The 23845-nt window shown below is 60.6% G+C and carries 28 protein-coding genes; 11 read left to right on the top strand and 17 right to left on the bottom strand.

Annotated features, from left to right (window positions below):
- Positions 1-19 precede the first annotated feature (19 nt).
- A complete protein-coding gene (locus U6037_RS27445) occupies positions 20-874 on the top strand; it encodes a sulfurtransferase (RefSeq protein ID WP_322845151.1) in 855 nt (284 codons plus the stop codon).
- A 98-nt stretch (positions 875-972) separates the two neighbouring features.
- Here the strand turns inward: U6037_RS27445 and U6037_RS27440 are convergent, their stop codons facing one another.
- The 5 genes from U6037_RS27440 to U6037_RS27420 form a co-directional block, all read right to left on the bottom strand.
- On the bottom strand, positions 973-1824 hold the full coding sequence (locus U6037_RS27440) for an AraC family transcriptional regulator (protein WP_322847368.1): 852 nt from the start codon (positions 1822-1824) through the stop codon (positions 973-975).
- Positions 1821-2816, bottom strand: coding sequence for a hydrolase (locus tag U6037_RS27435; RefSeq protein ID WP_322845150.1), 996 nt, complete (start codon positions 2814-2816; stop codon positions 1821-1823). Before U6037_RS27435 ends, U6037_RS27440 begins: the two co-directional genes overlap by 4 nt.
- 63 nt (positions 2817-2879) lie before the next feature.
- Positions 2880-3494 carry a 16S rRNA (guanine(966)-N(2))-methyltransferase RsmD gene (rsmD, locus tag U6037_RS27430; RefSeq protein WP_127930124.1) on the bottom strand — a complete coding sequence of 205 codons (615 nt, stop codon included), beginning with the start codon at positions 3492-3494 and terminating at the stop codon, positions 2880-2882.
- The gene (locus U6037_RS27425; protein WP_322845149.1) at positions 3494-4984 is read right to left on the bottom strand and encodes a pitrilysin family protein; all 1491 of its coding nucleotides are present in this window, start codon (positions 4982-4984) and stop codon (positions 3494-3496) included. Before U6037_RS27425 ends, rsmD begins: the two co-directional genes overlap by 1 nt.
- On the bottom strand, positions 4977-6332 hold the full coding sequence (locus U6037_RS27420) for a pitrilysin family protein (protein WP_322845148.1): 1356 nt from the start codon (positions 6330-6332) through the stop codon (positions 4977-4979). The genes U6037_RS27425 and U6037_RS27420 overlap by 8 nt, the downstream gene beginning before the upstream one ends.
- Positions 6333-6676: 344 nt before the next feature.
- Here U6037_RS27420 and ftsY point away from each other — a divergent pair, with 344 nt between their 5' ends.
- From ftsY to rpoH, 4 genes are all read left to right on the top strand, one after another.
- The gene (gene ftsY / locus U6037_RS27415; RefSeq protein WP_322845147.1) at positions 6677-8200 is read left to right on the top strand and encodes a signal recognition particle-docking protein FtsY; all 1524 of its coding nucleotides are present in this window, start codon (positions 6677-6679) and stop codon (positions 8198-8200) included.
- Positions 8197-8868 (top strand): cell division ATP-binding protein FtsE, encoded by a 672-nt coding sequence (gene ftsE, locus U6037_RS27410; protein WP_003229148.1) that lies wholly within the window; start codon positions 8197-8199, stop codon positions 8866-8868. The genes ftsY and ftsE overlap by 4 nt, the downstream gene beginning before the upstream one ends.
- Positions 8865-9890: a permease-like cell division protein FtsX gene (gene ftsX, locus U6037_RS27405; protein WP_322845146.1), complete on the top strand. Its 1026-nt coding sequence runs from the start codon at positions 8865-8867 to the stop codon at positions 9888-9890. Before ftsE ends, ftsX begins: the two co-directional genes overlap by 4 nt.
- A 114-nt stretch (positions 9891-10004) precedes the next feature.
- A complete protein-coding gene (gene rpoH / locus U6037_RS27400) occupies positions 10005-10859 on the top strand; it encodes an RNA polymerase sigma factor RpoH (protein ID WP_007913617.1) in 855 nt (284 codons plus the stop codon).
- 181 nt (positions 10860-11040) lie between these two features.
- Here the strand turns inward: rpoH and mtgA are convergent, their stop codons facing one another.
- Positions 11041-11763: a monofunctional biosynthetic peptidoglycan transglycosylase gene (gene mtgA / locus U6037_RS27395; RefSeq protein WP_322845145.1), complete on the bottom strand. Its 723-nt coding sequence runs from the start codon at positions 11761-11763 to the stop codon at positions 11041-11043.
- A 74-nt stretch (positions 11764-11837) separates the two neighbouring features.
- Between mtgA and U6037_RS27390 the strand changes: the two genes are divergently transcribed.
- From U6037_RS27390 to trmB, 4 genes are all read left to right on the top strand, one after another.
- Positions 11838-12218, top strand: a complete 381-nt coding sequence (locus U6037_RS27390) for a DUF423 domain-containing protein (RefSeq protein ID WP_322845144.1) — start codon at positions 11838-11840, stop codon at positions 12216-12218.
- A gap of 71 nt (positions 12219-12289) precedes the next feature.
- Positions 12290-12490 carry a sulfur carrier protein ThiS gene (gene thiS / locus U6037_RS27385; protein WP_122604433.1) on the top strand — a complete coding sequence of 67 codons (201 nt, stop codon included), beginning with the start codon at positions 12290-12292 and terminating at the stop codon, positions 12488-12490.
- Positions 12491-12550: 60 nt separating this feature from the next.
- On the top strand, positions 12551-13345 hold the full coding sequence (locus tag U6037_RS27380) for a thiazole synthase (protein ID WP_007913621.1): 795 nt from the start codon (positions 12551-12553) through the stop codon (positions 13343-13345).
- A gap of 9 nt (positions 13346-13354) precedes the next feature.
- Positions 13355-14080 carry a tRNA (guanosine(46)-N7)-methyltransferase TrmB gene (gene trmB / locus U6037_RS27375; protein WP_201231625.1) on the top strand — a complete coding sequence of 242 codons (726 nt, stop codon included), beginning with the start codon at positions 13355-13357 and terminating at the stop codon, positions 14078-14080.
- A 118-nt stretch (positions 14081-14198) separates the two neighbouring features.
- Here the strand turns inward: trmB and U6037_RS27370 are convergent, their stop codons facing one another.
- The 10 genes from U6037_RS27370 to U6037_RS27325 form a co-directional block, all read right to left on the bottom strand.
- Entirely contained in the window at positions 14199-14522 is a 324-nt protein-coding gene (locus tag U6037_RS27370) for a DUF3392 domain-containing protein (RefSeq protein ID WP_007913629.1), read from the bottom strand.
- A gap of 35 nt (positions 14523-14557) precedes the next feature.
- A complete protein-coding gene (gene hemW / locus U6037_RS27365) occupies positions 14558-15763 on the bottom strand; it encodes a radical SAM family heme chaperone HemW (protein ID WP_322845143.1) in 1206 nt (401 codons plus the stop codon).
- A complete protein-coding gene (gene rdgB / locus U6037_RS27360; protein ID WP_008083802.1) occupies positions 15760-16356 on the bottom strand; it encodes an RdgB/HAM1 family non-canonical purine NTP pyrophosphatase in 597 nt (198 codons plus the stop codon). The genes hemW and rdgB overlap by 4 nt, the downstream gene beginning before the upstream one ends.
- Positions 16353-16787: a DUF4426 domain-containing protein gene (locus U6037_RS27355; protein ID WP_322845142.1), complete on the bottom strand. Its 435-nt coding sequence runs from the start codon at positions 16785-16787 to the stop codon at positions 16353-16355. Before U6037_RS27355 ends, rdgB begins: the two co-directional genes overlap by 4 nt.
- A 26-nt stretch (positions 16788-16813) precedes the next feature.
- Positions 16814-17434 carry a methionine biosynthesis protein MetW gene (gene metW, locus U6037_RS27350; protein ID WP_008083798.1) on the bottom strand — a complete coding sequence of 207 codons (621 nt, stop codon included), beginning with the start codon at positions 17432-17434 and terminating at the stop codon, positions 16814-16816.
- Between the two features lie 7 nt (positions 17435-17441).
- A complete protein-coding gene (gene metX, locus U6037_RS27345; RefSeq protein WP_322845141.1) occupies positions 17442-18581 on the bottom strand; it encodes a homoserine O-succinyltransferase MetX in 1140 nt (379 codons plus the stop codon).
- Between the two features lie 228 nt (positions 18582-18809).
- Positions 18810-19106: a DUF167 domain-containing protein gene (locus tag U6037_RS27340; protein WP_322845140.1), complete on the bottom strand. Its 297-nt coding sequence runs from the start codon at positions 19104-19106 to the stop codon at positions 18810-18812.
- Positions 19103-19693 carry a YggT family protein gene (locus tag U6037_RS27335; RefSeq protein WP_322845139.1) on the bottom strand — a complete coding sequence of 197 codons (591 nt, stop codon included), beginning with the start codon at positions 19691-19693 and terminating at the stop codon, positions 19103-19105. The genes U6037_RS27340 and U6037_RS27335 overlap by 4 nt, the downstream gene beginning before the upstream one ends.
- Before the next feature lie 10 nt (positions 19694-19703).
- On the bottom strand, positions 19704-20522 hold the full coding sequence (gene proC, locus U6037_RS27330; protein WP_322845138.1) for a pyrroline-5-carboxylate reductase: 819 nt from the start codon (positions 20520-20522) through the stop codon (positions 19704-19706).
- A 23-nt stretch (positions 20523-20545) separates the two neighbouring features.
- Positions 20546-21232, bottom strand: a complete 687-nt coding sequence (locus U6037_RS27325) for a YggS family pyridoxal phosphate-dependent enzyme (protein ID WP_322845137.1) — start codon at positions 21230-21232, stop codon at positions 20546-20548.
- A gap of 56 nt (positions 21233-21288) precedes the next feature.
- Between U6037_RS27325 and U6037_RS27320 the strand changes: the two genes are divergently transcribed.
- Complete coding sequence (locus U6037_RS27320; protein ID WP_007953348.1) at positions 21289-22323, top strand: type IV pilus twitching motility protein PilT; 1035 nt, start codon at positions 21289-21291, stop codon at positions 22321-22323.
- Positions 22324-22466: 143 nt separating this feature from the next.
- Here U6037_RS27320 and U6037_RS27315 read toward each other — a convergent pair whose 3' ends face one another.
- Entirely contained in the window at positions 22467-23084 is a 618-nt protein-coding gene (locus U6037_RS27315) for a C40 family peptidase (protein WP_016985978.1), read from the bottom strand.
- Positions 23085-23332: 248 nt separating this feature from the next.
- On the opposite strand from U6037_RS27315, the gene U6037_RS27310 reads away from it, so the two are divergent.
- Positions 23333-23764, top strand: coding sequence for a TM2 domain-containing protein (locus tag U6037_RS27310; protein ID WP_322845136.1), 432 nt, complete (start codon positions 23333-23335; stop codon positions 23762-23764).
- Positions 23765-23845 lie beyond the last annotated feature (81 nt).

The following is a 23845-nucleotide window of genomic DNA, read 5'->3' as shown; positions in this document are numbered from 1 at the left end:
AATCCCTCAGGAGCCCGTTATGCCGATTGCGCAACTGATCAGCCCCCAAGCACTGGATGCCCGCAAGGCGCAGCCGGGGCTGGTGATTCTCGATTGTCGTTTTGCCCTCGAAGACCCGGACTACGGCCAGCGCAGCTATGCCGAAGGGCACATTGCCGGGGCGAGCTTCGCCGATCTTGAGCGTGACCTCAGCGGCACCGTGGTCAAAGGCGTGACCGGTCGCCATCCATTGCCCGAGCCGGCGGCGCTGATCGAGCGTCTGCAAGCCTGGGGTATCAACAACGACAGCGACGTGATTCTGTATGACGACGGCCCCGGTGCCTATGCCGCGCGGGCATGGTGGTTGCTGGCGTGGCTGGGCAAACGCGACGGCGTGTTCATTCTCGATGGCGGGCTCAAGGCGTGGCATGCGGCGGGGCTGCCGCTGAGCCTGGATGCGCCGACGGTCAATCGCGGCACCTTCAGTGGTCAGCCGGATATGAGCCTGCTGCTCAGCGCCGAGCAACTGCAACAGCGCCTCGGCCAACCGACGCTGACGTTGATCGATGCCCGGGGCTTGCCGCGTTTCAAAGGTGAGGTCGAGCCGATTGATCCGATTGCCGGGCATATTCCCGGTGCTCAGTGCGCAGCGTTCACCGACAACCTCGGCAGCGATGGGCGCTTTCTGCCCGCCGATCAGCTCAAACAGCGTTTTGCCGCGAAGCTCGGCGAGCGCTCGCCAGCGGATCTGGTTGCCTATTGCGGGTCTGGCGTGACGGCGTGTCACAACCTGTTTGCGTTGTGCCTGGCGGATTATCCGTTGGCTGCGTTGTATGCCGGATCGTGGAGCGAGTGGATCAACGAGCCTTCGCGCGGTATCGCCATCGGCGAATAGTCACCACACATCCCTGTAGGAGTGAGCCTGCTCGCGATAGCGGTGTGTCAGTCACCTTTACCTTTACTGACACACCGCTATCGCGAGCAGGCTCACTCCTACAAGGGAACGGCGTTGTCTGAAGGGAACTGTCGGGCGCTGCGGTACGCGGCGGGTCCGACGCCATAAGCCTGCTTGAACTGCCGACTCAAATGGCTCTGGTCGGCAAACCCCAGTTGCGTGGCGACCTCCACCGGCAGGCAGCCGTGTTGCAGAAGTGCGCGCGCCTGGGCGATGCGTTGCTGCATCAGCCAAGTGTGCGGGGGCATACCGGTGGCCCGGCGGAACACGCGGGCGAAATGGAAGGGCGACAGATTGACCGCCGCCGCGAGTTCTTCCAGTGACGGTGGCGCTGCCAGTTGCGCGTGCAACAATTCTTTGCCTAGCAGCACCGCGCGGTGTTCTTTGCCGGCTCGACCGGGCACCGGCACTGCCGCATGGCGCTGTAACAGCAGCAACATCATTTCGCGCCACACCGTTTGCTGCTGCAGCGCTGTGGCCGGGCTTTCGAGCAGGCGGTGCAACTGCGCAAAGCCGTTGACCAGATCCGGATCCCTATACAGCGTGGCGCCGAACGCCGGCAGGTTGGTGGTGGACAGCTCCAGCTCATCGAGCAGCGAAACGATTTGCGAGGTGTCGGGATAAAACGCCCGATACAGCCAGCCATCCTCAGTGCCTTTATGCCCGGTGTGCAACTCGTCCGGATTGATCAACACCAGTGTGCCGCTGCCGGCCAGATGCTCGGCGCCGCGATAACGGTAGCGCTGGGCACCGGCCATTATCATGCCGATCACGAAGCCGTCGTGCACATGCGGGGCGAAACGCTGCTCGATGTAGCGCGCCGACAACAATTCGACCCCGGCCAGCGGCGCGGTTTGCCAGAATCGGATCGACTCGCCCTGATCGCTCATGCGGGCAGGCTGGCCAGCCATTGCGGGATGCGGCGTTCGAGGTAGTAGCCGGGCTGGCGCACTGAGCCGTCGACGAATCCGACGTGCCCGCCGCGAGCCTGCAATTCAAATGCGGTCGAGGCCGACAGTTCATCAGCCTGGGGCAAACTGTGAGGGAATACGAATGGATCGTCCGCTGCCTGAATGATCAACGTCGGCGTGCGGATCTCGCCGAGGAAATAGCGGCTCGACGCTCGACGGTAATAATCCTCGGCATCGGTAAAACCGTGCAGCGGCGCGGTCACCCGGCCATCGAAATCCCAAAACGTGCGCATGTTCTCCAGCGAACCGAGCGCTGCCAAAGCCGCCAGTCCATCCTCGCGCCCGTCATGCTGAAACTGCCGCTGCTTGTTCTTGATGTAGGCAACCATCTCGCGCATGAAGTGCGCCTGATACACCTTGGAAAATCCCCGGCCGATACGGTCGGCGCACTGGTCGAGGCGGAACGGCACCGACACCGCCACCGCACCCAGCACGCCACTGGCGCTACCGGTTTCACCCAGATGTTTGAGCAACACGTTGCCGCCCAGCGAATAGCCGACGGCGTACAACGGCGCCAACGGTCGTTTCGCGCGCAGGTGTTTGATGGATTCGGCGAGGTCTTCGCTGGCACCGGAGTGGTAGCTGCGCGGCAGCAGATTCGGTTCACCCGAACAACCGCGCCAGTTCAGCGCAACGCTGGCCCAGCCTTGATCGGCCAAGGTTTTTTGCACGCCGGCGACGTAAGGCGAATTGGAAGAACCGGTCAGGCCATGCAGCACCAGCACCAAAGGCGCATCGGCCGTGTGCGGGCCATACCAGTCGAGGTCAAGAAAGTCGCCATCCTCAAGCCACAAGCGCTCGCGCTCACGCTGGATATGCACGGTTTTGCGCCACAGCGGCCCCCACAAGGTTTGCAGGTGCGGATTGCCGAGGCCGAGGGCGGGGGTGAAGCGTTCTGAAGAGGCGGACACGATGGTTCTCGATGCAGCGCGGCGACCCTGTGGGAAGGGCCACCGCTCATTCAGACCGGTCGGTTAACCGGCGATCTCTGCCGTACGTTGCCACAGCGCGTAGTAAACCCGGCCGGATTTCTGTTCGCGGTGCAGGCGCCAGTTGCCCGGCAGGCCCAGCGTCGATGGCGCCGTTTCGCTTTCAGTGTAGATCCACGAGTCGGGCGCCAGCCACTGACGTTCTTCGAGCAAGGCGCAAACGGTCGGCAGCAGGTTCTGATTGAACGGCGGGTCGAGGAACACCAGGTCGAACGCACTGGCGGTCTGGGTTTCCAGATAACGCAGGGCGTCGGCGGTCTGCACCTGGCCGTTGGTGCAGCGCAGGGTGCCGAGGTGTTCCTTCAGGCTGGAGACGGCAATGTTGCTGGCATCCAGCGCCTGGCCCATGGCGGCGCCGCGGGACAGTGCTTCGAGAAACAGCGCGCCGCTGCCGGCGAACGGGTCGAGTACCTTGGCCCCTTCAACGTACGGCGCGAGCCAGTTGAACAGGGTTTCACGCACGCGATCCGGCGTCGGGCGCAGGCCCGGTGCGTCGGGGAAGCTCAGTTTGCGGCTGCGCCATTGGCCGCCAATGATGCGCAACTGGTTCACGCCGTTATGGACGTTCTGCGCGGGTTTTTTAGGCGATCGGGTAGCCATTAATGCTCCGGAACCCCGAGCGGTTGCTCGGCAGGTTTATCAGATGGGGCCGGTAACGGCTTTTGCGGCACGGTCGGGCCAGCGGTGACGATGACCATTTTGTCCGTGCTCAGGTGTTTGTTCAGGGCGTCGCGGACTTGTTCTACGGTCAGGCTTTGCGACTGACGCATGAAGTCGTCCAGGTAGCTCAGCGGCAGATTATAGAAGCCCATCGCGCCGAGTTGGCCGACGATATCGGCATTGCTCGCGGTCGACAGCGGGAAGCTGCCGGCCAGTTCACGTTTGGCGTCGTCGAGTTCTTTCTGTGTCGGGCCGGTTTTCAGGTAGTCGGCGAGCACGTCTTGCACCAGTTTCAGCGTGCCTTCACTCATTTCCGCACGGGTCTGCAGGTTGATCATGAACGGGCCGCGTGCCTGCATCGGGCTGAACGCCGAGTACACGCCATAAGTCAGGCCACGTTTCTCGCGCACTTCGCTCATCAAACGAGTGCCGAAACCACCGCCACCAAGGATCTGGTTGCCCATCGACAGCGCGGCGTAATCCGGGTCGTCACGGTCGATGCCCAGTTGCGCGAGCATCAGGTTGGTCTGCTTCGACGGGAACTCGATGTGGTTGACGCTGGCTTTCGGTTCCTGCGGCTTAGCGATCTTCACCAGTGCCGGGCCTTTCGGCAGGGCAGAGGAGACTTGATTGGCGATCGCCTCGGCGTCCGCACGCGAGAGGTCGCCGACCAGCGCGATTACGACGTTGCCAGCGGCGTAGGCCTTGGCGTGGAACTCACGCAATTGCGCGAGGGTGATCTTCGGCACGCTTTGCGGATTGCCGTCGCTCGAGTGCGCGTACGGGTGATCGCCGTACAGACGCTTCATCAGCTCGAGGCTGGCGAGTTTGCCGGGGTTCTGCTTCTGGTATTCGAAACCGGCGAGCAGCTGATTCTTGATGCGCGCGAACGAGTCGGCCGGGAACGTCGGTTTGCCGACTACTTCCGCGAACAGCTTCAGTGCCGGTTCACGCTTGTCGGCAGCACTCAGGCTGCGCAACGAGGCCAGCGCCATGTCCTTGAAAGCGCCGTTGCCAAAATCCGCACCGAGGCCTTCAAAGCCCTGAGCGATGGCGCCGACGTCTTTGCCAGCGACACCTTCATTGAGCATCGCGTTGGTCAGCACTGCCAGGCCCGATGCGCTGCCGTCCTGGCTGCTGCCGGCGGCGAAGATCAGGCGCATGTCGAACATCGGCAGTTCATGGGCTTCGACGAACAGCACTTTGGCGCCTTCGGCGGTGTTCCAGGTCTGTACATCGAGTTTGCGACTGGCCGGGGCTTTGCCATCGAGTTCGGCCAGCGATTGCAGCTTCTGGCTGGTTTTGGCGTTGTCGAGGGCTTCACTGGCCTTGCTGTCAGCGCTTGGCGTCAGATAAAAAGCCGCAGAACCGATCACCGCCACGGCGATCAGGCCGAGCAGCATTATGCGTGGGGTTTTGCGCTCACTCATGAGTCGTCTCCAGTGGCAGGACGTGGGCGACGCTGAGACGTTCGCGGGTGAAATACAGCTTGGCGGCGTTCTGGATGTCTTGCGGGGTCACGCTTTCCAGATCAGCCAGTTCGGTGTCCATCAGTTTCCACGACAGGCCTACTGTTTCCAGTTGACCAATTGCGGTGGCCTGGCTGGTGATCGAATCACGCTCGAAGACCAGGCCGGCAATCACTTGTGCACGCACGCGCTCCAGTTCTTCAGCGGACGGTGCGGTGGTTTTCAGCTGTTCCAACAGTTTCCACAGACCGGCCTCGGCTTGCGCCATGGTCTTTTTCTTCTGCGTGTTCGGGGTTGCCGACAGGGTGAACAGGCTGTCGCCACGGGTGTAGGCGTCGTAGCTCGACGAACCGCCAGAGACCAGCTCTTCGCCGCGCTCCAGTTGCGTCGGGATGCGCCCGCTGTAACCGCCGTCGAGCAGCGCCGAGATCAGGCGCAGAGCGTTGACCGAGCGCTTGTCTTCAGCGGTGGCGATGCTCGGCACGTTGAAACCAAGCATCAGGCTCGGCAACTGAGTCTGCACGTGCAGGGTGATCTGGCGTTCACCTGGCTCGGCCAGTTCCAGCGGTTTTTTCGCCGGTGGCACGTCGCGCTTGGCGATCGGGCCGAAGTAGCGTTGGGCGAGGGTTTTTACCTCGTCCGGGGTGACGTCGCCGACTACTACCAACGTGGCGTTGTTCGGCACGTACCAGGATTGGTACCAGTGACGCAGCTCTTCGACCTTCATGCGGTCGAGGTCAGCCATCCAGCCGATGGTCGGCGTGTGGTAACCGCTGGCCGGGTAGGCCATGGCTTTGTAACGCTCGTAGGCTTTGGACATCGGCTTGTCATCGGTGCGCAACCGGCGCTCTTCCTTGATGACTTCGATTTCCTTGGCAAACTCGTCGGCCGGCAGGCGCAGATTGGCCATGCGGTCGGCTTCCAGTTCGAAGGCCACGCCCAGACGGTCGCGGGCCAGCACCTGGTAATAGGCGGTGAAGTCGTCACTGGTGAAGGCGTTCTCTTCGGCGCCCAGATCACGCAGGATCAGCGACGCTTCGCCGGGGCCGACTTTCTCGCTGCCCTTGAACATCATGTGCTCAAGCGCGTGGGACAGACCGGTCTGGCCCGGGGTTTCGTAGCTGGAACCGACCTTGTACCAGACCTGCGACACCACTACCGGCGCGCGATGGTCTTCGCGCACGACGACCTTGAGGCCGTTGTCGAGGATGAATTCGTGAGTCGGTTGCGGGTCGGCCGCCAGGGCCGAAAGGGGCAGGCAGACTGTGCTGAGCAGCAGGCCTGCAGCGCGGCGGGCTAGAGCATTCATTCGTTTTTTAACCTGTTGGGCTGCCCGCTTGGTCTTAGCCTAGGCGGGCGAGGAGGTGCTAGGATACTGATCCGTTTTACTGGCGGCCACGCCTATCAGGTTTTCAGGCCTGATCCGGCTGTATGGGTTTGCGGCAGAAAGCTGCGGTTTATCGACTAAACTTCGCTTTTTCGCCGAATTTGCCGGTTTAGTCCTTCGTTTATACGATTCTTTGGGGTGCCGCTGGCGCCTCGACAAAATGTTGCGCGTGAACAAGCTGGATGAAACACAGTCTGTTCTGCATCGAATATTTATTTGCCGGGGCGCCCTTATGGCGCGTCGCTACCGTGAGATAGCCGTCCTCCATGTTTGGTTCCAACGACGACAAGAAGACCCCAGCTGCGGCTGGCGAGAAGAAAAGCCTGTTCGGATGGCTGCGTAAGAAACCGCAGGAACCCGTCGTCGAACAGCCGCCCGTGATTCCTGAGCATGCGCCGGAACCTGCTCCGGCTATAGAAGAAGAGCCGGCACCGATTGTGCTGCCGATTGCCGAGCCGGTGTTGCAACCGGTTGAGCCGGAACCCGAGCCTGAAGCGCCTGTGGCGGCTGAACTGCCGCTGACGCCGGCGGCTGAGCCATGGCTGACCTTGCCAGTGGCGGAAGAGCCGGTGGCATTGGTTGAAGAGGCTGCGCCGCACATCACCCCGGAGATTCCTGCGCCTGCTGCGTTCGTTCCAGAGGTTGCTCCGGCGCCGGTGGTTGAGCCGGTTGTCGAGCCTGCGCCGGTTGTTGTCGAGCCTGTTGCGCCCGTGTTTGTTGCGCCAGTTGTTCAACAATCCGAGCCTGCACCTGCACCTGCACCTGCACCTGCACCTGCACCGGTTGTCGCTGCGCCAGTTGCGCCGGTTGAAGTGGTCGCCGAAGCGCCAGTCGAAGGCCCGCGCACCGAAGAAACCAAAGCCGGTTTCTTCGCCCGCCTCAAGCAAGGCCTGTCGAAAACCAGCGCGAGCATCGGCGAGGGCATGGCCAGCCTGTTTCTCGGCCGTAAAACAATCGACGACGATCTGCTCGATGACCTCGAAACCCGTCTGCTCACCGCCGACGTCGGTGTCGAGGCCACCACGCAGATCATCCAGCGCCTGACCCAGAAGGTTGCCCGTAAAGAGCTGGCCGACGCCGACGCGTTGTACAAATCCCTGCAGGCCGAGCTGGCCGCGATGCTCAAACCGGTCGAACAACCGCTAAAGATCACTTCGCAGAACAAGCCATTCGTGATTCTGGTGGTCGGCGTCAACGGCGCCGGCAAGACCACCACCATCGGCAAACTGGCGAAGAAGCTGCAACTGGAAGGCAAGAAAGTCATGCTCGCCGCCGGTGACACCTTCCGCGCCGCTGCCGTGGAGCAATTGCAGGTCTGGGGCGAGCGCAACAAGATCCCGGTGATCGCCCAGCACACCGGCGCCGACTCGGCTTCGGTGATCTTCGACGCCGTGCAGGCCGCCAAGGCCCGTGGCATCGACGTGCTGATCGCCGACACCGCTGGTCGTCTGCACACCAAAGACAACCTGATGGAAGAACTGAAAAAGGTTCGCCGGGTCATCGGCAAGCTCGACGCCGATGCGCCGCACGAAGTGCTGCTGGTGCTCGACGCCGGTACTGGCCAGAACGCCATCAACCAGGCCAAGCAATTCAACCAGACCGTCGAACTGACCGGCTTGGCGCTGACCAAGCTCGACGGCACCGCCAAGGGCGGGGTGATCTTCGCCCTGGCCAAGCAGTTCGGCTTGCCGATCCGCTACATCGGTGTCGGTGAAGGCATCGACGATTTGCGTACCTTTGAAGCCGAACCCTTTGTCCAGGCATTGTTTGCCGAGCGGGAGCGTTCATGATTCGTTTCGAACAGGTCGGTAAACGCTACCCGAACGGTCACGTCGGCTTGCATGAGCTGAGCTTTCGAGTCCGCCGTGGCGAGTTCTTGTTTGTCACCGGCCACTCCGGTGCCGGTAAATCCACTTTGTTGCGCCTGTTGCTGGCGATGGAACGTCCGACCAGCGGCAAACTGCTGCTGGCCGGGCAAGACCTGAGCACCATCAGCAACGCGCAGATTCCGTTCCTGCGCCGGCAGATCGGCGTGGTGTTCCAGAATCACCAGTTGCTGTTCGATCGCACGGTGTTCAACAACGTCGCCTTGCCGCTACAGATTCTCGGGTTGTCCAAGGCCGAAATCGCCAAGCGTGTCGATTCGGCGCTGGAGCGCGTGGCACTGTCGGATAAAACCGATCTGTACCCGGGTGACCTGTCCACCGGTCAGCAGCAGCGTGTCGGCATTGCCCGCGCCATCGTGCATCGCCCGGCCTTGCTGCTGGCGGACGAACCGACCGGTAACCTCGACCCGCGTCTGGCGGCCGAGATCATGGGCGTGTTCGAAGACATCAACCGGCTGGGCACCAGCGTGCTGATCGCCAGTCACGACCTGGCGCTGATCGCTCGCATGCGCCACCGCATGTTGACCCTGCAACGTGGCCGATTGATCGGTGACGGGGAGGCCGGGGTATGAGTGCGACACGCAGTCCCAAGGTTTCCGAGCGCGTGGCCCCGAAAGCCGCCGATCCGCAGCCGTCGAAGAAGAAAAAACACGACGAAGACGATGGCCCGGACTTCGCCACGCTGTTCCGTGCGTGGATCGAAAGCCATCGCGCCAGCCTGCTCGACAGCCTGCGCCGTCTCGGCAAGCAGCCGATCGGCAGCTTCTTTACCTGCATGGTGATGGCGGTGGCGCTGAGCCTGCCGATGGGGCTGTCGCTGTTGCTTAACAACGTCGAGCGTCTCGGCGGTTCGTGGCAGCGTGCGGCGCAGATATCGTTGTATCTGCAACTCGACGCCAGCCCGGAGCAGGGCGAGTCGTTGCGTGAACAGATCAAAGGCATGCCTGGCGTAGCTGATGCTGAATATGTCGGCCGTGATCAGGCGCTGGAGGAGTTCCAGCAACAGTCCGGGCTGGGTGAAGCCCTGCGCGAGCTGCCGGAGAACCCGTTGCCGGGCGTAGTGCTGGTGACGCCGAACGAAGTCGACAAGCCGACGCTGGAAGCATTAAGACAAAAACTTTCCGAGCTGCCCAAGGTACAACAGGCGCAACTTGATCTAGTCTGGGTCGAGCGTCTGGCCGCCATCCTCAAGCTTGGCGACCGTTTTGTTTTCGGTCTGACGGTGCTTTTGGTTTCTGCATTACTTTTGGTGATAGGCAATACCATTCGTCTTCATATTGAAAACCGCCGCACCGAGATAGAAGTGATTAAACTCGTCGGCGGCACTGACAGCTATGTGCGACGTCCCTTCCTTTATATGGGGGCGTTGTATGGCTTCGGTGCGGGACTGTTGTCCTGGGGTGTATTGGCGTTCGGCCTGAACTGGCTGAACGACGCGGTGGTTGGACTGGCCGGCTTGTACGGCAGTGATTTCGCGCTGGCCGGAGTGCCAGTTGCCGACGGTCTGTCGCTCTTGCTTGGCGCGGTGCTGTTGGGTTATATCGGTGCATGGATTGCAGTCGCACGCCATCTCAGGGAGCTGGCGCCGAAGTAGAATCTTTTTTGCGCGTGATTGACCTCGCGGTTTTTTGGGAACTTGTACTTGAGTTCCCGGTCAATTTTTCGCAGTGCCGAGAGGCACGAGTATGTAAGTGGGAGGTTTTTTCGTATGACCAATTCTTTGCAACCTGCGTATGCGTTGGTTCCGGGTGCGAACCTGGAAGCCTACGTGCACACCGTCAACAGCATTCCATTGCTGACGCCGGAGCAGGAGCGTGAACTGGCCGAGAGTCTCTACTATGAGCAGGATTTGGGGGCGGCTCGGCAGATGGTGCTCGCCCACCTGCGTTTTGTCGTACACATTGCCCGTAGCTATTCCGGCTACGGTCTGGCTCAGGCTGACCTGATCCAGGAAGGTAACGTCGGTCTGATGAAGGCCGTTAAACGCTTCAACCCGGAAATGGGTGTGCGTCTGGTGTCGTTCGCCGTGCACTGGATCAAGGCGGAAATTCACGAGTTCATCCTGCGCAACTGGCGCATTGTGAAAGTCGCGACCACCAAGGCCCAGCGCAAGCTGTTCTTCAACCTGCGCAGCCAGAAGAAACGTCTGGCGTGGCTGAACAACGAGGAAGTCCACCGTGTGGCGGAAAGCCTTGGCGTTGAACCGCGTGAAGTGCGCGAGATGGAAAGTCGCCTGACCGGCCATGACATGGCCTTCGACCCGGCTGCTGAAGCCGACGACGACAGCGCTTTCCAGTCGCCGGCCAACTATCTGGAAGACCACCGGTACGACCCGGCGCGTCAACTGGAAGATGCTGACTGGAGCGACAACTCCAACAGCAATCTGCACGAAGCACTGGAAGTGCTGGACGAACGCAGCCGCGACATCCTCTACCAGCGCTGGCTGGCCGAAGAGAAAGCTACGCTGCACGACCTGGCGCAGAAGTACAACGTGTCGGCCGAGCGGATTCGTCAGCTTGAGAAGAGCGCGATGAACAAGCTCAAGTTGTCGATCGCCGCATAACCGGCGCTCAGGCAATAAAAAACGCCCCGATCAGCGATGATCGGGGCGTTTTCATTTCTGGCGTCACACAAAACAATTGTAGGAGTGAGCCTGCTCGCGATAGCGGTGTGGCAGTCAGCATTGCCGTCACTGATGCACCGCTATCGCGAGCAGGCTCACTCCTACATTTCGATCCTCGGTGTTATCGCGACCACGGTGCCCGCCGCGAATCATTGAGCCCCAGCAAGTAACTGTCCCCACCCAACTGATTCATCTGCTGCCGAATCCACCCTGCCCGACGCGACACATAAGCGGTTGGATGGCTCGCACTCCATACCCGCGGATTGGGCAGTACAGCCGCCAGATAACTCGCCTGCTGCCGCGACAACGACTTCGCACTCACACCAAAGTGATGACGGGCCGCAGCTTCCGCGCCAAACACCCCGTCATCCCACTCGACACTGTTCAGATACACCTCAAGAATCCGCTGCTTGGGCCAGAATACTTCGATCAGCGCGGTAAACCAGGCTTCCAGGCCTTTACGCAGATAGCTGCGCCCGGCCCACAGAAACAGGTTCTTCGACACTTGCTGGCTCAAGGTGCTGGCGCCACGAATCGAGCCGCCCAGTTCGTTGTGCGCCAAGGCGGCCTGGATTGCGCTGAAATCAAAGCCCCAATGCTCGGGAAACTTCTGATCCTCACCGGCCATGACCGCGACTTTGAGGTCATCGGAAATCTCGTCCCATGGCTTCCAGGTACGTTGCAGGTCAATCGGCTCGCCATCGACCCAGGATTCGACTTTGCGCTCGACCATCAACGCCGTGCCCGGCGGCGGCACGAAGCGAAACACCAGCACCAGCAAGATGCTGCCGCCCGCGAACCAGAGCAGGGCCTTCGTGAGACGACGGAAAATAGTACGCAGCATAGAGATGGCTTGGCCGAACCCGTGGAGCGGGCCATTATACAGACCCTGCCGATCGCGTCTGACTGGAGTTCCCCATGCTGCGTGGCTTTTTAATGTTGGCTGCTTTTTTCGGTTTCACCGGTGTTGCACTGGGCGCGTTTGCCGCCCATGGCCTGAAAAACCGCCTGACACCCGACTACCTGGCGATTTTCCACACCGGCGTCACGTATCAACTGGTACACACCTTGGCGCTGTTCGGGGTGGCGCTGTTGGCCACGCAGATTCAGGGCCGACTGGTCACTTGGGCGGGCGTATCGTTCACCGTCGGTATTCTGCTGTTTTCAGGCAGTCTGTACGTGCTGACCACCACCGGCATCAGCAAGCTCGGCATCATCACCCCGTTCGGTGGCCTGGCATTTCTGGTCGGCTGGCTGTGCCTGGGGCTCGCCGCCTGGCGCCTGCAGCCAACCGCTTGACGCTTGGTGCTGACCTTTAGGTCATGATCGGGCTAGAATGCCAGCCCCTAAAAATGATGGCGGCGTTGTGCATGCGCATTCAATTGAACGGCGAATCCCTTGAACTGCCCGACGGCGAGACCGTTGCGGCCCTGATCACCCGTCTGGAACTGACCGGACGCCGGGTGGCAGTCGAACTCAATCTGGATATCGTCCCGCGCAGCCAGCATGCCGACACCACGCTCAATGACGGTGACAACGTCGAAGTCGTGCACGCCATCGGCGGCGGCTGATTGTGCGGCCCGCGAGGGCACAGAATTCTGCAAGACCCTCACCCTTAAAGAGGATTCCCCATGAGCATCGTTCGTAGCGACAAGCCTTTTGTGCTGGCCGGTCGTACTTACCAGTCGCGTTTGCTGGTCGGTACCGGCAAGTACCGTGACATGGAAGAAACCCGTCAGGCCATCGAAGCCTCGGGTGCCGAGATCGTCACCTTCGCCGTGCGCCGCACCAATCTGGGCCAGATCGAAGGCGAGCCGAACCTGCTCGACGTGCTGTCGCCGGAGCGCTACACCTTCCTGCCGAACACCGCCGGTTGCTACGACGCCATCGAAGCCGTGCGCACCTGCCGCCTGGCCCGTGAGCTGCTCGACGGCCACAACCTGGTGAAGCTGGAAGTCCTGGCTGACCAGAAGACCCTGTTCCCTAACGTCATCGAAACCCTCAAGGCTGCCGAAACGCTGGTCAAGGAAGGTTTCGACGTGATGGTGTACACCAGCGATGACCCGATCATTGCCCGGCAACTGGCGGAAATCGGCTGCATCGCGGTGATGCCGCTGGCCGGTCTGATCGGCTCCGGTCTGGGGATCTGCAACCCGTACAACCTGCAGATCATCCTCGAAGAAGCCAAGATCCCTGTGTTGGTCGATGCCGGTGTCGGCACTGCATCCGATGCGACCATCGCCATGGAACTGGGTTGTGATGCGGTGCTGATGAACTCGGCCATCGCCCACGCCCAGCAGCCGGTGATGATGGCTGAAGCCATGAAACACGCCATCGTTGCAGGCCGTCTGGCCTACCTCGCTGGCCGTATGCCGAAAAAACTCTATGCCAGCGCCTCTTCGCCGCTGGATGGTCTGATCAAGTAAGAGCCATTGATGACTGAATCGAACGACACGCCTATCCAGACGGAAGAAGGCGACGAGCGCCAACACCGCCGCATCAAGAGTTTCGTGATGCGCGCCGGGCGCATGACCGAAGGCCAGCAAAAAGGTCTGGATCAAGGCACGCCGCTGTTCGTGCTGCCGCTGGCCGACGCGCCGGTGGATTACGATCAAGTGTTCGGCCGTTCGGCACCGCGCTCGCTGGAGATCGGTTTCGGCATGGGCCACTCGCTGCTGGAAATGGCAGCGGCTGCACCGGATCAGGATTTCATTGGTGTGGAAGTTCACCGTCCGGGTGTCGGCGCGCTGCTCAATGGCGTGCTGACTCAGGGCCTGACCAACCTGCGGGTCTACGATTGCGACGCGATCGAAGTGCTCAACCGCTGCATCGCCGACAACAGCCTCGATCGCCTGATGCTGTTTTTCCCGGACCCGTGGCACAAGAGCCGTCACCACAAGCGTCGTATCGTTCAGGCGTCGTTCGCTGAACTGGTGCGCAGCAAGTTGAAGGTCGGCGGCATTCTGCACATGGCCACCGACTGGGAACCGTACGCCGAATACATGCTGGAAGTGATGAACGTCGCCCCGGGCTATCGCAACCTCGCCGAAGACGGCAAGTGCGTACCGCGCCCGGCCGAACGCCCGATCACCAAGTTCGAACGCCGCGGCGAACGTCTTGGCCATGGCGTGTGGGATCTGAAGTTCGAAAAACAGTCCTGAGTATCACGCGATACCCCTGTAGGAGCTGCGGCACGCTGCGATCTCTTGATCTTCAAATCAAGATCAAAAGATCGCAGCGTGCCGCAGCTCCTACGGTCGTTTTGGGTGTACTGAAAGATCAGCGGCGGTCGGCGACTACGCCGATGAGGACAAGGACTACCAGCAGGACTGGCGCCAGGCTGTAGTTGTTGAACTGGCTCAAACCCTTGATCACCCATGGCGTGGCGTAGATCAGTGCGGCGCCGCTGCCGATCACGCAGAGCAGCGCCATCAATGGCACGCGCAAGGCGCCGGCGATGCTGCCCAGGCGTTGCTCGACCCAGCCTTTGAAGTCGGCGCCGAACAGCACCAGCAGGCAGCCCACCAAGGCCAGAGCGATTTCCGAGAGGTTGCTGCGGCTCCAGCGGGAGACGGTGGCGAGCAGGTCGAGTATCAAATCCATGCGGTTTTCCTTGGGGCTGAAGTTGAGGGTTGGGCTCAGTTCAGAAATTGTTGCAGCAAGTCGTTGAGAAACAGCTGTCCGCGCTCGGTGGCCGCCAGACGTGACGGTTCGACCTGCAACAGACCGCTTTGTTCTGCCGCTGCCCGGCCTTCGGCGAGGCTTTCCAGTGACAGGCCAGTGCGCTCCGGATACAGGCGCGATTCAACTCCGGCGGTCAGGCGCAAGGCGTTCATCAGAAACTCGAACGGCATCTCGTCGTTGGTCAGCGCTTTCTCGCCGGCCTGAAAGCTTTTTGCCGGGTTGAGATAGTCCTTTGGCAACCGGGTTTTCCAGGTGCGCACAATGCGCCCGTCCGGATGACTCAACTTGCCATGGGCACCCGCACCGATGCCGATGAAGTCGCCAAAACTCCAGTAATTGAGGTTATGCCGTGCCGGACGCCCGGCCTGTGCATAGGCCGAGACTTCGTACTGCGCGTAACCGTGCTCGGCCAAAAGCGCCTGCCCGGCTTCTTGAATGTCCCATAGCGTATCGTCTTCCGGCAGCACCGGTGGCTGGTTCCAGAACACCGTGTTCGGCTCCAAAGTCAGCTGATACCAGGAAATGTGCGTAGGATTCAGCGCGATAGCCTGACGCAGATCGCTCAGGGCGTCGTCCAGCGACTGATCGGGCAAGCCGTGCATCAAGTCGAGGTTGAAGTTATCGAACCCGGCCTGACGCGCCATGCCGGCCGCACGCACCGCTTCGTCACCGTTGTGAATGCGGCCGAGCGCCTTGAGCTTTTCCTGCTGGAAGCTCTGGATACCGATCGACAGACGATTGATCCCCAACTTGCGGTAGGCGACGAACTTCTCTTGCTCGAACGTGCCCGGATTGGCTTCCAGGGTAATTTCGATGTCGTCAGCAAACGGGACGCGCTGCTCGACGCCTTCGAGCAAACGCCCAAGCGCTTCAGCGCTGAACAGGCTCGGCGTACCACCACCGAAGAAGATCGACGTCAGCTCACGACCATAAACCGCGTGCAGATCCTGATCGAGATCGGCCAGCAAGGCGTCGACGTATTCCTGCTCCGGCAACACCGGGCTGGCGGTGTGCGAGTTGAAATCGCAATACGGGCATTTGCGCACACACCACGGGATGTGGATGTACAGCGACAAGGGCGGCAGCGTTGGCAGCGGCGCCCGAGGCGAAGAAGCGGCGCCGCCGATGATCAGCGACGACGCAGAAGAGTCACGGGTCATTTCAAGCCCAGACGCTGGCGCAGCAGATCCATTGCACGGGCGCGGTGGCTGATCTGGTTCTTGTCGGCCGGGCTCAGCTCGGCGCTGGACACATCACGCTCCGGCACCCAGAACAGCGGGTCATAACCGAAACCGTGCTCGCCGCTGGCAGCGGTCAGAATCCGTCCGTGCCACAGGCCTTCGCAGAGGATCGGCAATGGATCATCGGCATGACGCACCAGCGCCAGCACGCACACGAACTGCGCACCGCGTTCAGCTTCCGGCACGTCCTTCAAGGCGTCGAGCAGTTTGGCGTTGTTCGCTGCATCGCCCTTGCCGTCGGCATAACGCGCCGAATAGATGCCCGGCGCACCGCCGAGGAAATCCACCGCCAGACCGGAATCGTCAGCCAGCGCTGGCAGCCCGGAAATACGTGCGGCATTGCGCGCCTTGAGGATCGCGTTCTCGACGAACGACAGACCGGTTTCCTCCGGCTCGACCTTGCTCCACTCGCCAATCGAGCGCAGTTGCACCGATTCGCCGAGCATGGCCTGGAGTTCTTTGAGTTTGCCGGCGTTATGGCTGGCCAGTACGAGCTGCTTGATGTTCATCATTCGCCGGGAAAGAGTTCTTGGTTGAAATTGATGGTGTTGATCTTGTCGCCGTTTTGCACCTTGATCTCAAAGGTGCGGGTTTCCTGCTGTTCCACCGGGTACTGGGCGATGTAGTACACCGCGCCCTGTTCGGTGACCTGACGGAAATTCAGCGGTACGCTTTGGCTGGTCAGGTCTTTGACTGTGCCGGTGACGTTGGCGACCAGTGGTTTGCCGTCCTTGATCACCGAGACATTGATCACGCCCTGATTCTTGCTGCGGATCAGCTCCGCGGCCTTGGCGATGTCCGGTTGCAGGAACGTCGAGTTGAAGGTGTTGTAGTGCACCGTGACGTCGCCAAAGGTTTCCTTGCGCTCACCCTTGATGACATCCGCCGCCAGAGCGCTGGCGCTCAGGCAGGCGGTCAATAACAACAACGCTAAACGACCCATGATCGTGCTCCTCGAAATGACGGGATTCAGACCGCGACTTTGTGGTCTGCAAGCTGCGGGCTGCTGACGCGGTAGATACCGATCTCACCTAACAGATTAGGCCATAGCTTACTGGCCCACCCGTGACGGTGCTGTTGATCCACGGCAAGCCGATCAATGACCTTCGCATCACGTTCGCGGCAAAGTTCTTCAAAGTCTTCGAAGGTGCAGAAGTGGATGTTCGGCGTGTTGTACCAGGTGTACGGCAGAAACTCGGACACCGGCATGCGGCCCTTGCTCGCCAGATACCAGCGGCAGCGCCAGTGGCCGAAATTGGGGAAGGTGATGATGCACTGACGGCCGACCCGGAGCATTTCGTCGAGGATCTTGTCCGGGTAGTGCACGGCTTGCAGGGCCTGGGTCATGACGACGATGTCGAAACTGTTGCTGGCGAAGTTGCCCAGCCCCTTGTCCAGATCCTGCTCGATGACGTTGATGCCCTTGGCCACGCACTCGGCGATGTTGTCGGCGTCGTTTTCCAGGCCATAACCGGTGACGTTCTTGTTGTCGCGCAGCCAGGTCAGCAGCTCGCCGTCACCGCAACCGAGGTCGAGGACGCGGCTGCCGGCGGGGATCCATTCCTGGATGATTTCCAGATCAGCTCTCATGGCTTTCTCACAACGTGATGCGGTTCATGTAATTGCCGAACGCCTGCAAGTAGCGCGGGATCGGAATCAGGAAGGCGTCGTGGCCCTGCGGCGCATCGATTTCCAGATAGCTGACGTCTTTGCGCGCCGCCATCAGCGCATCCACCAGCTCCCGCGAACGGGCCGGGGAGAAGCGCCAGTCGGTGGTGAACGACATTACGCAGAACTTGGCCGTGGCGTTCTCGAAGGTTTTCGCCAGGTTATCGTCGAAGTTCGCCGCCGGATCGAAGTAGTCCAGCGCCTTGGTCATCAGCAGATAGGTGTTGGCGTCGAAGCGTCCGGAGAACTCTTCGCCCTGATAGCGCAGGTAGCTTTCGACCTGGAATTCGACACTGTGGAAGTCGTAGTTGAGCTTTTCGCTCTTCAGGCCACGGCCGAATTTCTCGCCCATCGAATCATCGGACAGGTAAGTGATGTGGCCGACCATGCGCGCCAGCATCAAGCCGCGCTTGGGGATCACACCCGCTTCCTGGAACGAGCCGCCGTGGAATTCCGGGTCGGTGAGGATCGCCTGACGCGCGACTTCGTTGAAGGCGATGTTCTGCGCCGACAGCTTCGGTGCCGAGGCGATGGCCAGGCAATGACGCACTCGATCGGGGTAAGTGATGGTCCATTGCAACGCCTGCATGCCGCCGAGGCTGCCGCCAATCACCGCCGCCCACTGGCCGATGCCGAGCAGGTCAGCGAGACGCGCCTGGCTGTGCACCCAGTCTTCTACGGTGAGTACCGGGAAGTCGGCACCGAACGGTTTGCCGGTCTCCGGGTTGATGCTGCTCGGGCCGGTGGAGCCGTTGCAGCCGCCGAGGTTGTTCAGGCTGACCACGAAGAACTTGTTGGTGTCGATCGGTTTGCCGGGGCCGATGCAGCTGTCCCACCAACCGGGCTTGCGGTCGTCGACGCTGTGATAACCGGCGGCGTGGTGGTGGCCGGACAAGGCGTGGCAAATCAGCACGGCGTTGCTCGCTTGCTCGTTCAGCGTGCCGTAGGTTTCGTAGATCAGGTCATAGGCGGCCAGCGAACGGCCACAGGCCAAGGCCAGCGGTACGCTGAAGTGCGCGGTTTGCGGCGTCACCAGACCAACAGAATCGGGGGGAAAGGCAGTTGGCATCGACCCTGCTCTCGTTGAAATGAGGCGTAAGTCTAAAGACCGGGGGGGTTAGCGGCAAGCAGCCCTAACCCTAGCCCTCTCCCAGAGGTAGAGGGGACCGACCGAGGTGTTCTTTTGAGCTACGCCGACCTGATCTATCCGGGCTGAACTCAGGTTCCGAAAACACCCTGGATCGGCTCCCTCTCCAGGGGAAGAGGGTTGGGGTGAGGGGCACAGACACCGCAAAACTCAAGACAAGCGCCCAATCAACCCAGGCAAATCCGGCAACTTCTTCGGCGAACAAATCTTCACCCGCTTCTGCCGGTTCAACTCACCGCTGAGCAAACTGACCTGGCTCTTCGAAACGCCAAATGCCTTGGCTAGAAAGCCCATCAGATAAGCATTGGCCTTGCCCTCGACCGGCGGCGCAGTCAGGCGGATCTTCAGACGATCGCCGTGCAGCCCGGCGAAGTCATCGCTACGGGCTGCCGGTTGCAGGTGACACTCAAGGATCAAGTCGTCACCGTCCCAACGGAACCAGCTCACATCAGCAGTCGGAGGATTTCCGGCATCATCGTCATCGCCGCCAGATTATTGATCACCAGCATGTCGATCAGCTTCAGCACGAGGAAGGCGAAGATCGGCGACAGGTCCAGGCCACCCATGCTCGGCAGAAAACGACGGAACGGTGCCAGCGCCGGCTCGCAGATCTGGTTGACCAGCTCAGCGCCCGGATTGTGGCTGCCCGGTGCGACCCACGAGAGGATCACGCTGATGATCAGGGCGAAGAAGAAAATCTTCAGGAACAGCGCGGTCACGCCAATGATCGACCAGATAAACAGTTGCAGCGGGTTACCGGTGGTGCCGTAAGTCAGCAGCAGGGTCAGCGCCATCAGCGCCAGCTGCACCAGGATCGCCAGCACCAGCGACGACATGTCCAGACCGAACAGGCTCGGGATGATCCGGCGCAGTGGCTTGAGCAGTGGCTGGGTGGCTTTGACGATGAACTGGCACAGCGGGTTGTAGAAGTTTGCCCGCACCAGTTGCAGGACGAAGCGCAGCAGCACGATCAGCAGGTACAGGCTGCCGAGGGTTTGCAGCACGTAAACCGCTGCAGTGTTCAATCCAATCATGTAAGGCTCCTTATTTGCCCAGTTGTTCGGCCATTTCGGCCGAGCGGTGCGCGGCGGCGCCGAGTGCGGTTTCGACCAGGGCTTCGAAGCCATTGGCCTGGAATGAATTGATCGCAGCTTCCGTGGTGCCGTTTGGCGAGGTCACGCGACGGCGCAGTTCGGCAGCGTCAACATCGCTGGACACAGCCATGTGCGCGGCGCCCAGCGCGGTCTGCAGGGTTAGCTGTTCAGCGATGTCCTTCGGCAGGCCGAGTTTGACGCCGGCGGCGGTCATGGCTTCGATCAGCAAGAAGAAGTACGCCGGGCCGGAGCCGGAGACGGCGGTCACCGCATCGAGTTGTTGTTCTTCTTTCAGCCACAGGGCGATACCGACGGCGGACAGCAGCTCTTCAGCTTGCTGACGTTGCTCGGCGGTCACTTCGCTGGTCGCGTACAAACCGCTGACGCCCTGACGCAGCAGCGCCGGAGTGTTTGGCATGCAGCGCACGATCGGCTGTTCGCCAAGCCATGCGGTCATGCTTGCGCAAGTGATACCGGCCGCGATGGACACCACCAGTTGATTCGGTTTCAGGCTTGGACGAATCGCCTCGCACACAGCTTTCATGGCCTGTGGTTTGACCGCCAGTACGACCACATCCATGCCGGCGATGGCCTGAGCGTTGTCGGCAAAGGTTTCGATGCCGTGTTCGGCGCTGACCTTGGCGCGGGTTTCTTCACCCGGGTCGCTGGCGCGGATCTGCGTCGCTTCCAGACCCTTGGCGCGCAAGCCGCCGATCAAACTGGCCGCCATGTTGCCCGCACCGATAAACGCAATACGTGTGTTGCTCATGTGTGGTCCTTATCTGGAAACGTTCAAGATTGGGAATAGTCGCGGGCGCCAAACAGGGCCGTACCGATACGAACCCAGGTGGCGCCTTGGGCAATGGCCGACTCGAGGTCGTGGCTCATGCCCATGGAAAGTGTGTCGAGCGGCAGATCGAGGCTCGCCTGCAATTTCTGCACGGCGGCGAAGGCCGCGTCTTGTTCGGTGCGGTCGTCGGTCGGCTCGGGAATCGCCATCAAGCCGCGCAGCTTCAGGCGCGGCAACGCGTTGATGGCCTCGGCCAATGCCGGCAGATCGGCCGGGGTGCAGCCAGATTTGCTGGCCTCACCGCTGACGTTGACCTGAATGCAGATATTCAGCGGCGCCAGTTCGGCCGGGCGCTGTTCGGACAGGCGTTGAGCAATTTTCAGGCGATCCACGGAATGCACCCAGTCGAAATGCTCGGCAATCGCGCGAGTCTTGTTCGATTGAATGGGGCCGATGAAGTGCCAGATCAAGGGCAGATCCGCCAGTTCGAGCTGTTTGCTCAAGGCTTCCTGCAGATAGTTCTCGCCGAAGTCGCGCAGGCCGGCGGCATAGGCTTCGCGCAGGGCTTCAGCGGGTTTGGTCTTGCTCACGGCGAGCAGCTGAACGCTGTTTTCAGGACGGCGTGCGGCTTGGGTCGCGGTCTGGATGCGCGAACCAACGTGGGAAATGTTGTCTGCTATCGTGGACATCAAGAGGTGCCGGCGGTCTGAAGGTTCGCGGCATTCTACTGGAATTGAGGAGCGCTATGGATATCACTGAACTGCTGGCCTTCAGCGCCAAACAGGGAGCTTCCGACCTGCACCTGTCGGCCGGTCTGCCGCCGATGATCCGTGTCGATGGCGATGTGCGGCGGATCAATCTGCCGGCGCTGGATCACAAGCAAGTGCACGAATTGATCTACGACATCATGAACGACACCCAACGCGTCGACTTCGAGAAACATCTGGAAACCGACTTTTCCTTCGAAGTGCCGGGTGTCGCGCGTTTCCGGGTTAACGCCTTTAACCAGAACCGTGGCGCCGGCGCCGTATTCCGTACCATTCCGTCGAAAGTGCTGAGCATGGAAGACCTGGCCATGGGCGACGTCTTCCGCAAGATCACCGATGCGCCGCGCGGGCTGGTACTGGTGACCGGGCCGACCGGTTCGGGCAAGTCGACCACGCTGGCGGCAATGATCGACTACCTCAACACCCATCGCCACCATCACATTCTGACCATTGAAGACCCGATCGAATTCGTCCACGAATCACGCAAATGCCTGATCAATCAGCGCGAAGTCCATCGTGATACCCGCAGTTTCGCTACTGCTTTACGCTCGGCGCTGCGCGAGGACCCGGACGTGATCCTGGTCGGTGAGATGCGCGATCTGGAAACCATTCGCCTGGCGCTGACCGCCGCCGAAACCGGGCATCTGGTGTTCGGCACGCTGCACACCACATCGGCAGCGAAAACCATCGACCGGGTGGTGGACGTGTTCCCCGGTGACGAGAAGTCGATGGTGCGCTCGATGCTGTCGGAGTCGTTGCTGGCGGTGGTCTCGCAGACGCTGATCAAGAAGATCGGCGGCGGACGGGTGGCGGCGCACGAGATCATGCTGGGGACGTCGGCGATCCGCAACCTGATCCGCGAAGACAAGGTGGCGCAGATGTACTCGGCGATTCAGACCGGCGGGTCGTTGGGGATGCAGACACTGGACATGTGCCTGAAGGATCTGGTGACAAAAGGTTTGATCAGTCGCGAACATGCACGAGAGAAGGCGCGTACGCCGGATAATTTCTGAGGGGGAGTTGTGTTGCTATTACCGGCCTCTTCGCGAGCAGGCTCGCTCCCACAGGGGATTTGCGTCGTTCACAAATCAAATGTGGGAGCGAGCCTGCTCGCGAAGGGGCCAGTACTGCTTGAGCAGATTCCGGATCAGTCAGCTCAGCGTTGAACCACGCGCATCTGGCTCTGTTCCTTCGGCAACACACGCTTGGCAACCACGTAATGCTGCTGCCAATACGGCTTGTTCAGCGTATCGATGCTCACCGCTTTGCCCCGACGAGGCGCGTGGATGAAGCGGTCGTTGCCCAGGTAGATGGCAACGTGGTTGACCCGACGGCTCTTGATGTTGAAGAAAATCAGGTCGCCCGGCTTCAGATCCTTGCGCTCGACTTTCTCGCCGTGACCGCTGGCCATGGCGTTGGAGGTGCGTGGCAGGTCGAACGTAGCGTCGTTGAACGCGTATTTCACCAGACCGCTGCAATCGAAACCTTTACTTGGGCTGCTGCCGCCCCAACGATAAGGTGTACCGAGGACGTTGACCGCACGGCTCAGCACATTGCTGCTTTCCTTGCTCGCCATCGGTGGCACCAGCTTGCTGTGGCTCTTGCTGCTCAGCGTGGTGGTTTTGCTTTTGCTGCTTTTGCTCGAAGGAGCCGAAGCGTGGGATTTAGGGGTAAAGCCGTTAACGTTAGGAAGACGTTGCTCACGATTGGTGGCGTGGGCGGCCAGTGGCATTAATAGGCAGATGGTTAGCCATGTCTTGAAAAATGGTCGCATTAGGCGTGGCTCTTCAGTGATAGCGCGCAACTTTATAACAGAGTTTTTTTTCATTCCGAGTCCGTTGGTCGATTCAGTTGGCGGCCAACGGAACCAAATAAGCGGCAAATGGACGCAATTGTCGGACAGAAGTCAGGTGCTATAAGGCTTTGACGGTAGCAACGGTAACATTTGCCGTACGTCGGCTACCTGTAAAAAAGTCACAAAGAATTCAAGAATATTTATCTATCGTGTGAATCGAGGTCTTCATGAACCCCTATCAACAATTCGTTCAGCAGCAAGATACGCACAGCAAAATCATTGGTTATCTGCTGTGGATTTTCGGTTTTACCGGCGCCCACCGCTTCTATTACGGCAAGCCGGTGACCGGGACGATCTGGTTCTTCACCTTCGGTCTGCTGGGTATTGGCTGGCTCATCGACATGTTTCTGATCCCGGCGATGGATCGCGAGGCGGATCTGCGTTTTACCGCAGGACCGATCGAATACAACGTGGCGTGGATTCTGCTGACGTTCCTTGGCGCGCTCGGCGTGCACCGGATGTATCAAGGCAAGTGGATCAGCGGACTGATTTATCTGCTCACGGGCGGGTTGTTCTTTCTGGGGGTACTGTATGACTTCTGGACGCTGAATGATCAGGTCTCCGTACGCAACGCCGAAGGCAGAGGCGCCTTCCAGTAAGTCTTCGCGAGCAGGCTCGCTCCCACAGGGTTCACGGTGATCCTTGTGGGAGCGAGCCTGCTCGCGAAAGGGGCGACGCGG

It is taken from the genome of Pseudomonas sp. B33.4 (assembly GCF_034555375.1).
Lineage (GTDB): Bacteria > Pseudomonadota > Gammaproteobacteria > Pseudomonadales > Pseudomonadaceae > Aquipseudomonas.
Note: the sequence above shows the minus strand (reverse complement) of the source record. Positions and strands in the feature narration are given on the sequence as shown.

Coding starts and splice junctions, on each gene's coding strand:
- U6037_RS27445 (WP_322845151.1), top strand. CDS start 20: ATGCCGATTGCGCAACTGATCAGCCCCCAAGCACTGGATGCCCGCAAG.
- U6037_RS27440 (WP_322847368.1), bottom strand. CDS start 1,824: ATGAGCGATCAGGGCGAGTCGATCCGATTCTGGCAAACCGCGCCGCTG.
- rsmD (WP_127930124.1), bottom strand. CDS start 3,494: ATGGCTACCCGATCGCCTAAAAAACCCGCGCAGAACGTCCATAACGGC.
- U6037_RS27425 (WP_322845149.1), bottom strand. CDS start 4,984: ATGAGTGAGCGCAAAACCCCACGCATAATGCTGCTCGGCCTGATCGCC.
- U6037_RS27420 (WP_322845148.1), bottom strand. CDS start 6,332: ATGAATGCTCTAGCCCGCCGCGCTGCAGGCCTGCTGCTCAGCACAGTC.
- ftsY (WP_322845147.1), top strand. CDS start 6,677: ATGTTTGGTTCCAACGACGACAAGAAGACCCCAGCTGCGGCTGGCGAG.
- ftsE (WP_003229148.1), top strand. CDS start 8,197: ATGATTCGTTTCGAACAGGTCGGTAAACGCTACCCGAACGGTCACGTC.
- ftsX (WP_322845146.1), top strand. CDS start 8,865: ATGAGTGCGACACGCAGTCCCAAGGTTTCCGAGCGCGTGGCCCCGAAA.
- rpoH (WP_007913617.1), top strand. CDS start 10,005: ATGACCAATTCTTTGCAACCTGCGTATGCGTTGGTTCCGGGTGCGAAC.
- mtgA (WP_322845145.1), bottom strand. CDS start 11,763: ATGCTGCGTACTATTTTCCGTCGTCTCACGAAGGCCCTGCTCTGGTTC.
- U6037_RS27390 (WP_322845144.1), top strand. CDS start 11,838: ATGCTGCGTGGCTTTTTAATGTTGGCTGCTTTTTTCGGTTTCACCGGT.
- thiS (WP_122604433.1), top strand. CDS start 12,290: ATGCGCATTCAATTGAACGGCGAATCCCTTGAACTGCCCGACGGCGAG.
- U6037_RS27380 (WP_007913621.1), top strand. CDS start 12,551: ATGAGCATCGTTCGTAGCGACAAGCCTTTTGTGCTGGCCGGTCGTACT.
- trmB (WP_201231625.1), top strand. CDS start 13,355: ATGACTGAATCGAACGACACGCCTATCCAGACGGAAGAAGGCGACGAG.
- U6037_RS27370 (WP_007913629.1), bottom strand. CDS start 14,522: ATGGATTTGATACTCGACCTGCTCGCCACCGTCTCCCGCTGGAGCCGC.
- hemW (WP_322845143.1), bottom strand. CDS start 15,763: ATGACCCGTGACTCTTCTGCGTCGTCGCTGATCATCGGCGGCGCCGCT.
- rdgB (WP_008083802.1), bottom strand. CDS start 16,356: ATGATGAACATCAAGCAGCTCGTACTGGCCAGCCATAACGCCGGCAAA.
- U6037_RS27355 (WP_322845142.1), bottom strand. CDS start 16,787: ATGGGTCGTTTAGCGTTGTTGTTATTGACCGCCTGCCTGAGCGCCAGC.
- metW (WP_008083798.1), bottom strand. CDS start 17,434: ATGAGAGCTGATCTGGAAATCATCCAGGAATGGATCCCCGCCGGCAGC.
- metX (WP_322845141.1), bottom strand. CDS start 18,581: ATGCCAACTGCCTTTCCCCCCGATTCTGTTGGTCTGGTGACGCCGCAA.
- U6037_RS27335 (WP_322845139.1), bottom strand. CDS start 19,693: ATGATTGGATTGAACACTGCAGCGGTTTACGTGCTGCAAACCCTCGGC.
- proC (WP_322845138.1), bottom strand. CDS start 20,522: ATGAGCAACACACGTATTGCGTTTATCGGTGCGGGCAACATGGCGGCC.
- U6037_RS27325 (WP_322845137.1), bottom strand. CDS start 21,232: ATGTCCACGATAGCAGACAACATTTCCCACGTTGGTTCGCGCATCCAG.
- U6037_RS27320 (WP_007953348.1), top strand. CDS start 21,289: ATGGATATCACTGAACTGCTGGCCTTCAGCGCCAAACAGGGAGCTTCC.
- U6037_RS27315 (WP_016985978.1), bottom strand. CDS start 23,084: ATGCGACCATTTTTCAAGACATGGCTAACCATCTGCCTATTAATGCCA.
- U6037_RS27310 (WP_322845136.1), top strand. CDS start 23,333: ATGAACCCCTATCAACAATTCGTTCAGCAGCAAGATACGCACAGCAAA.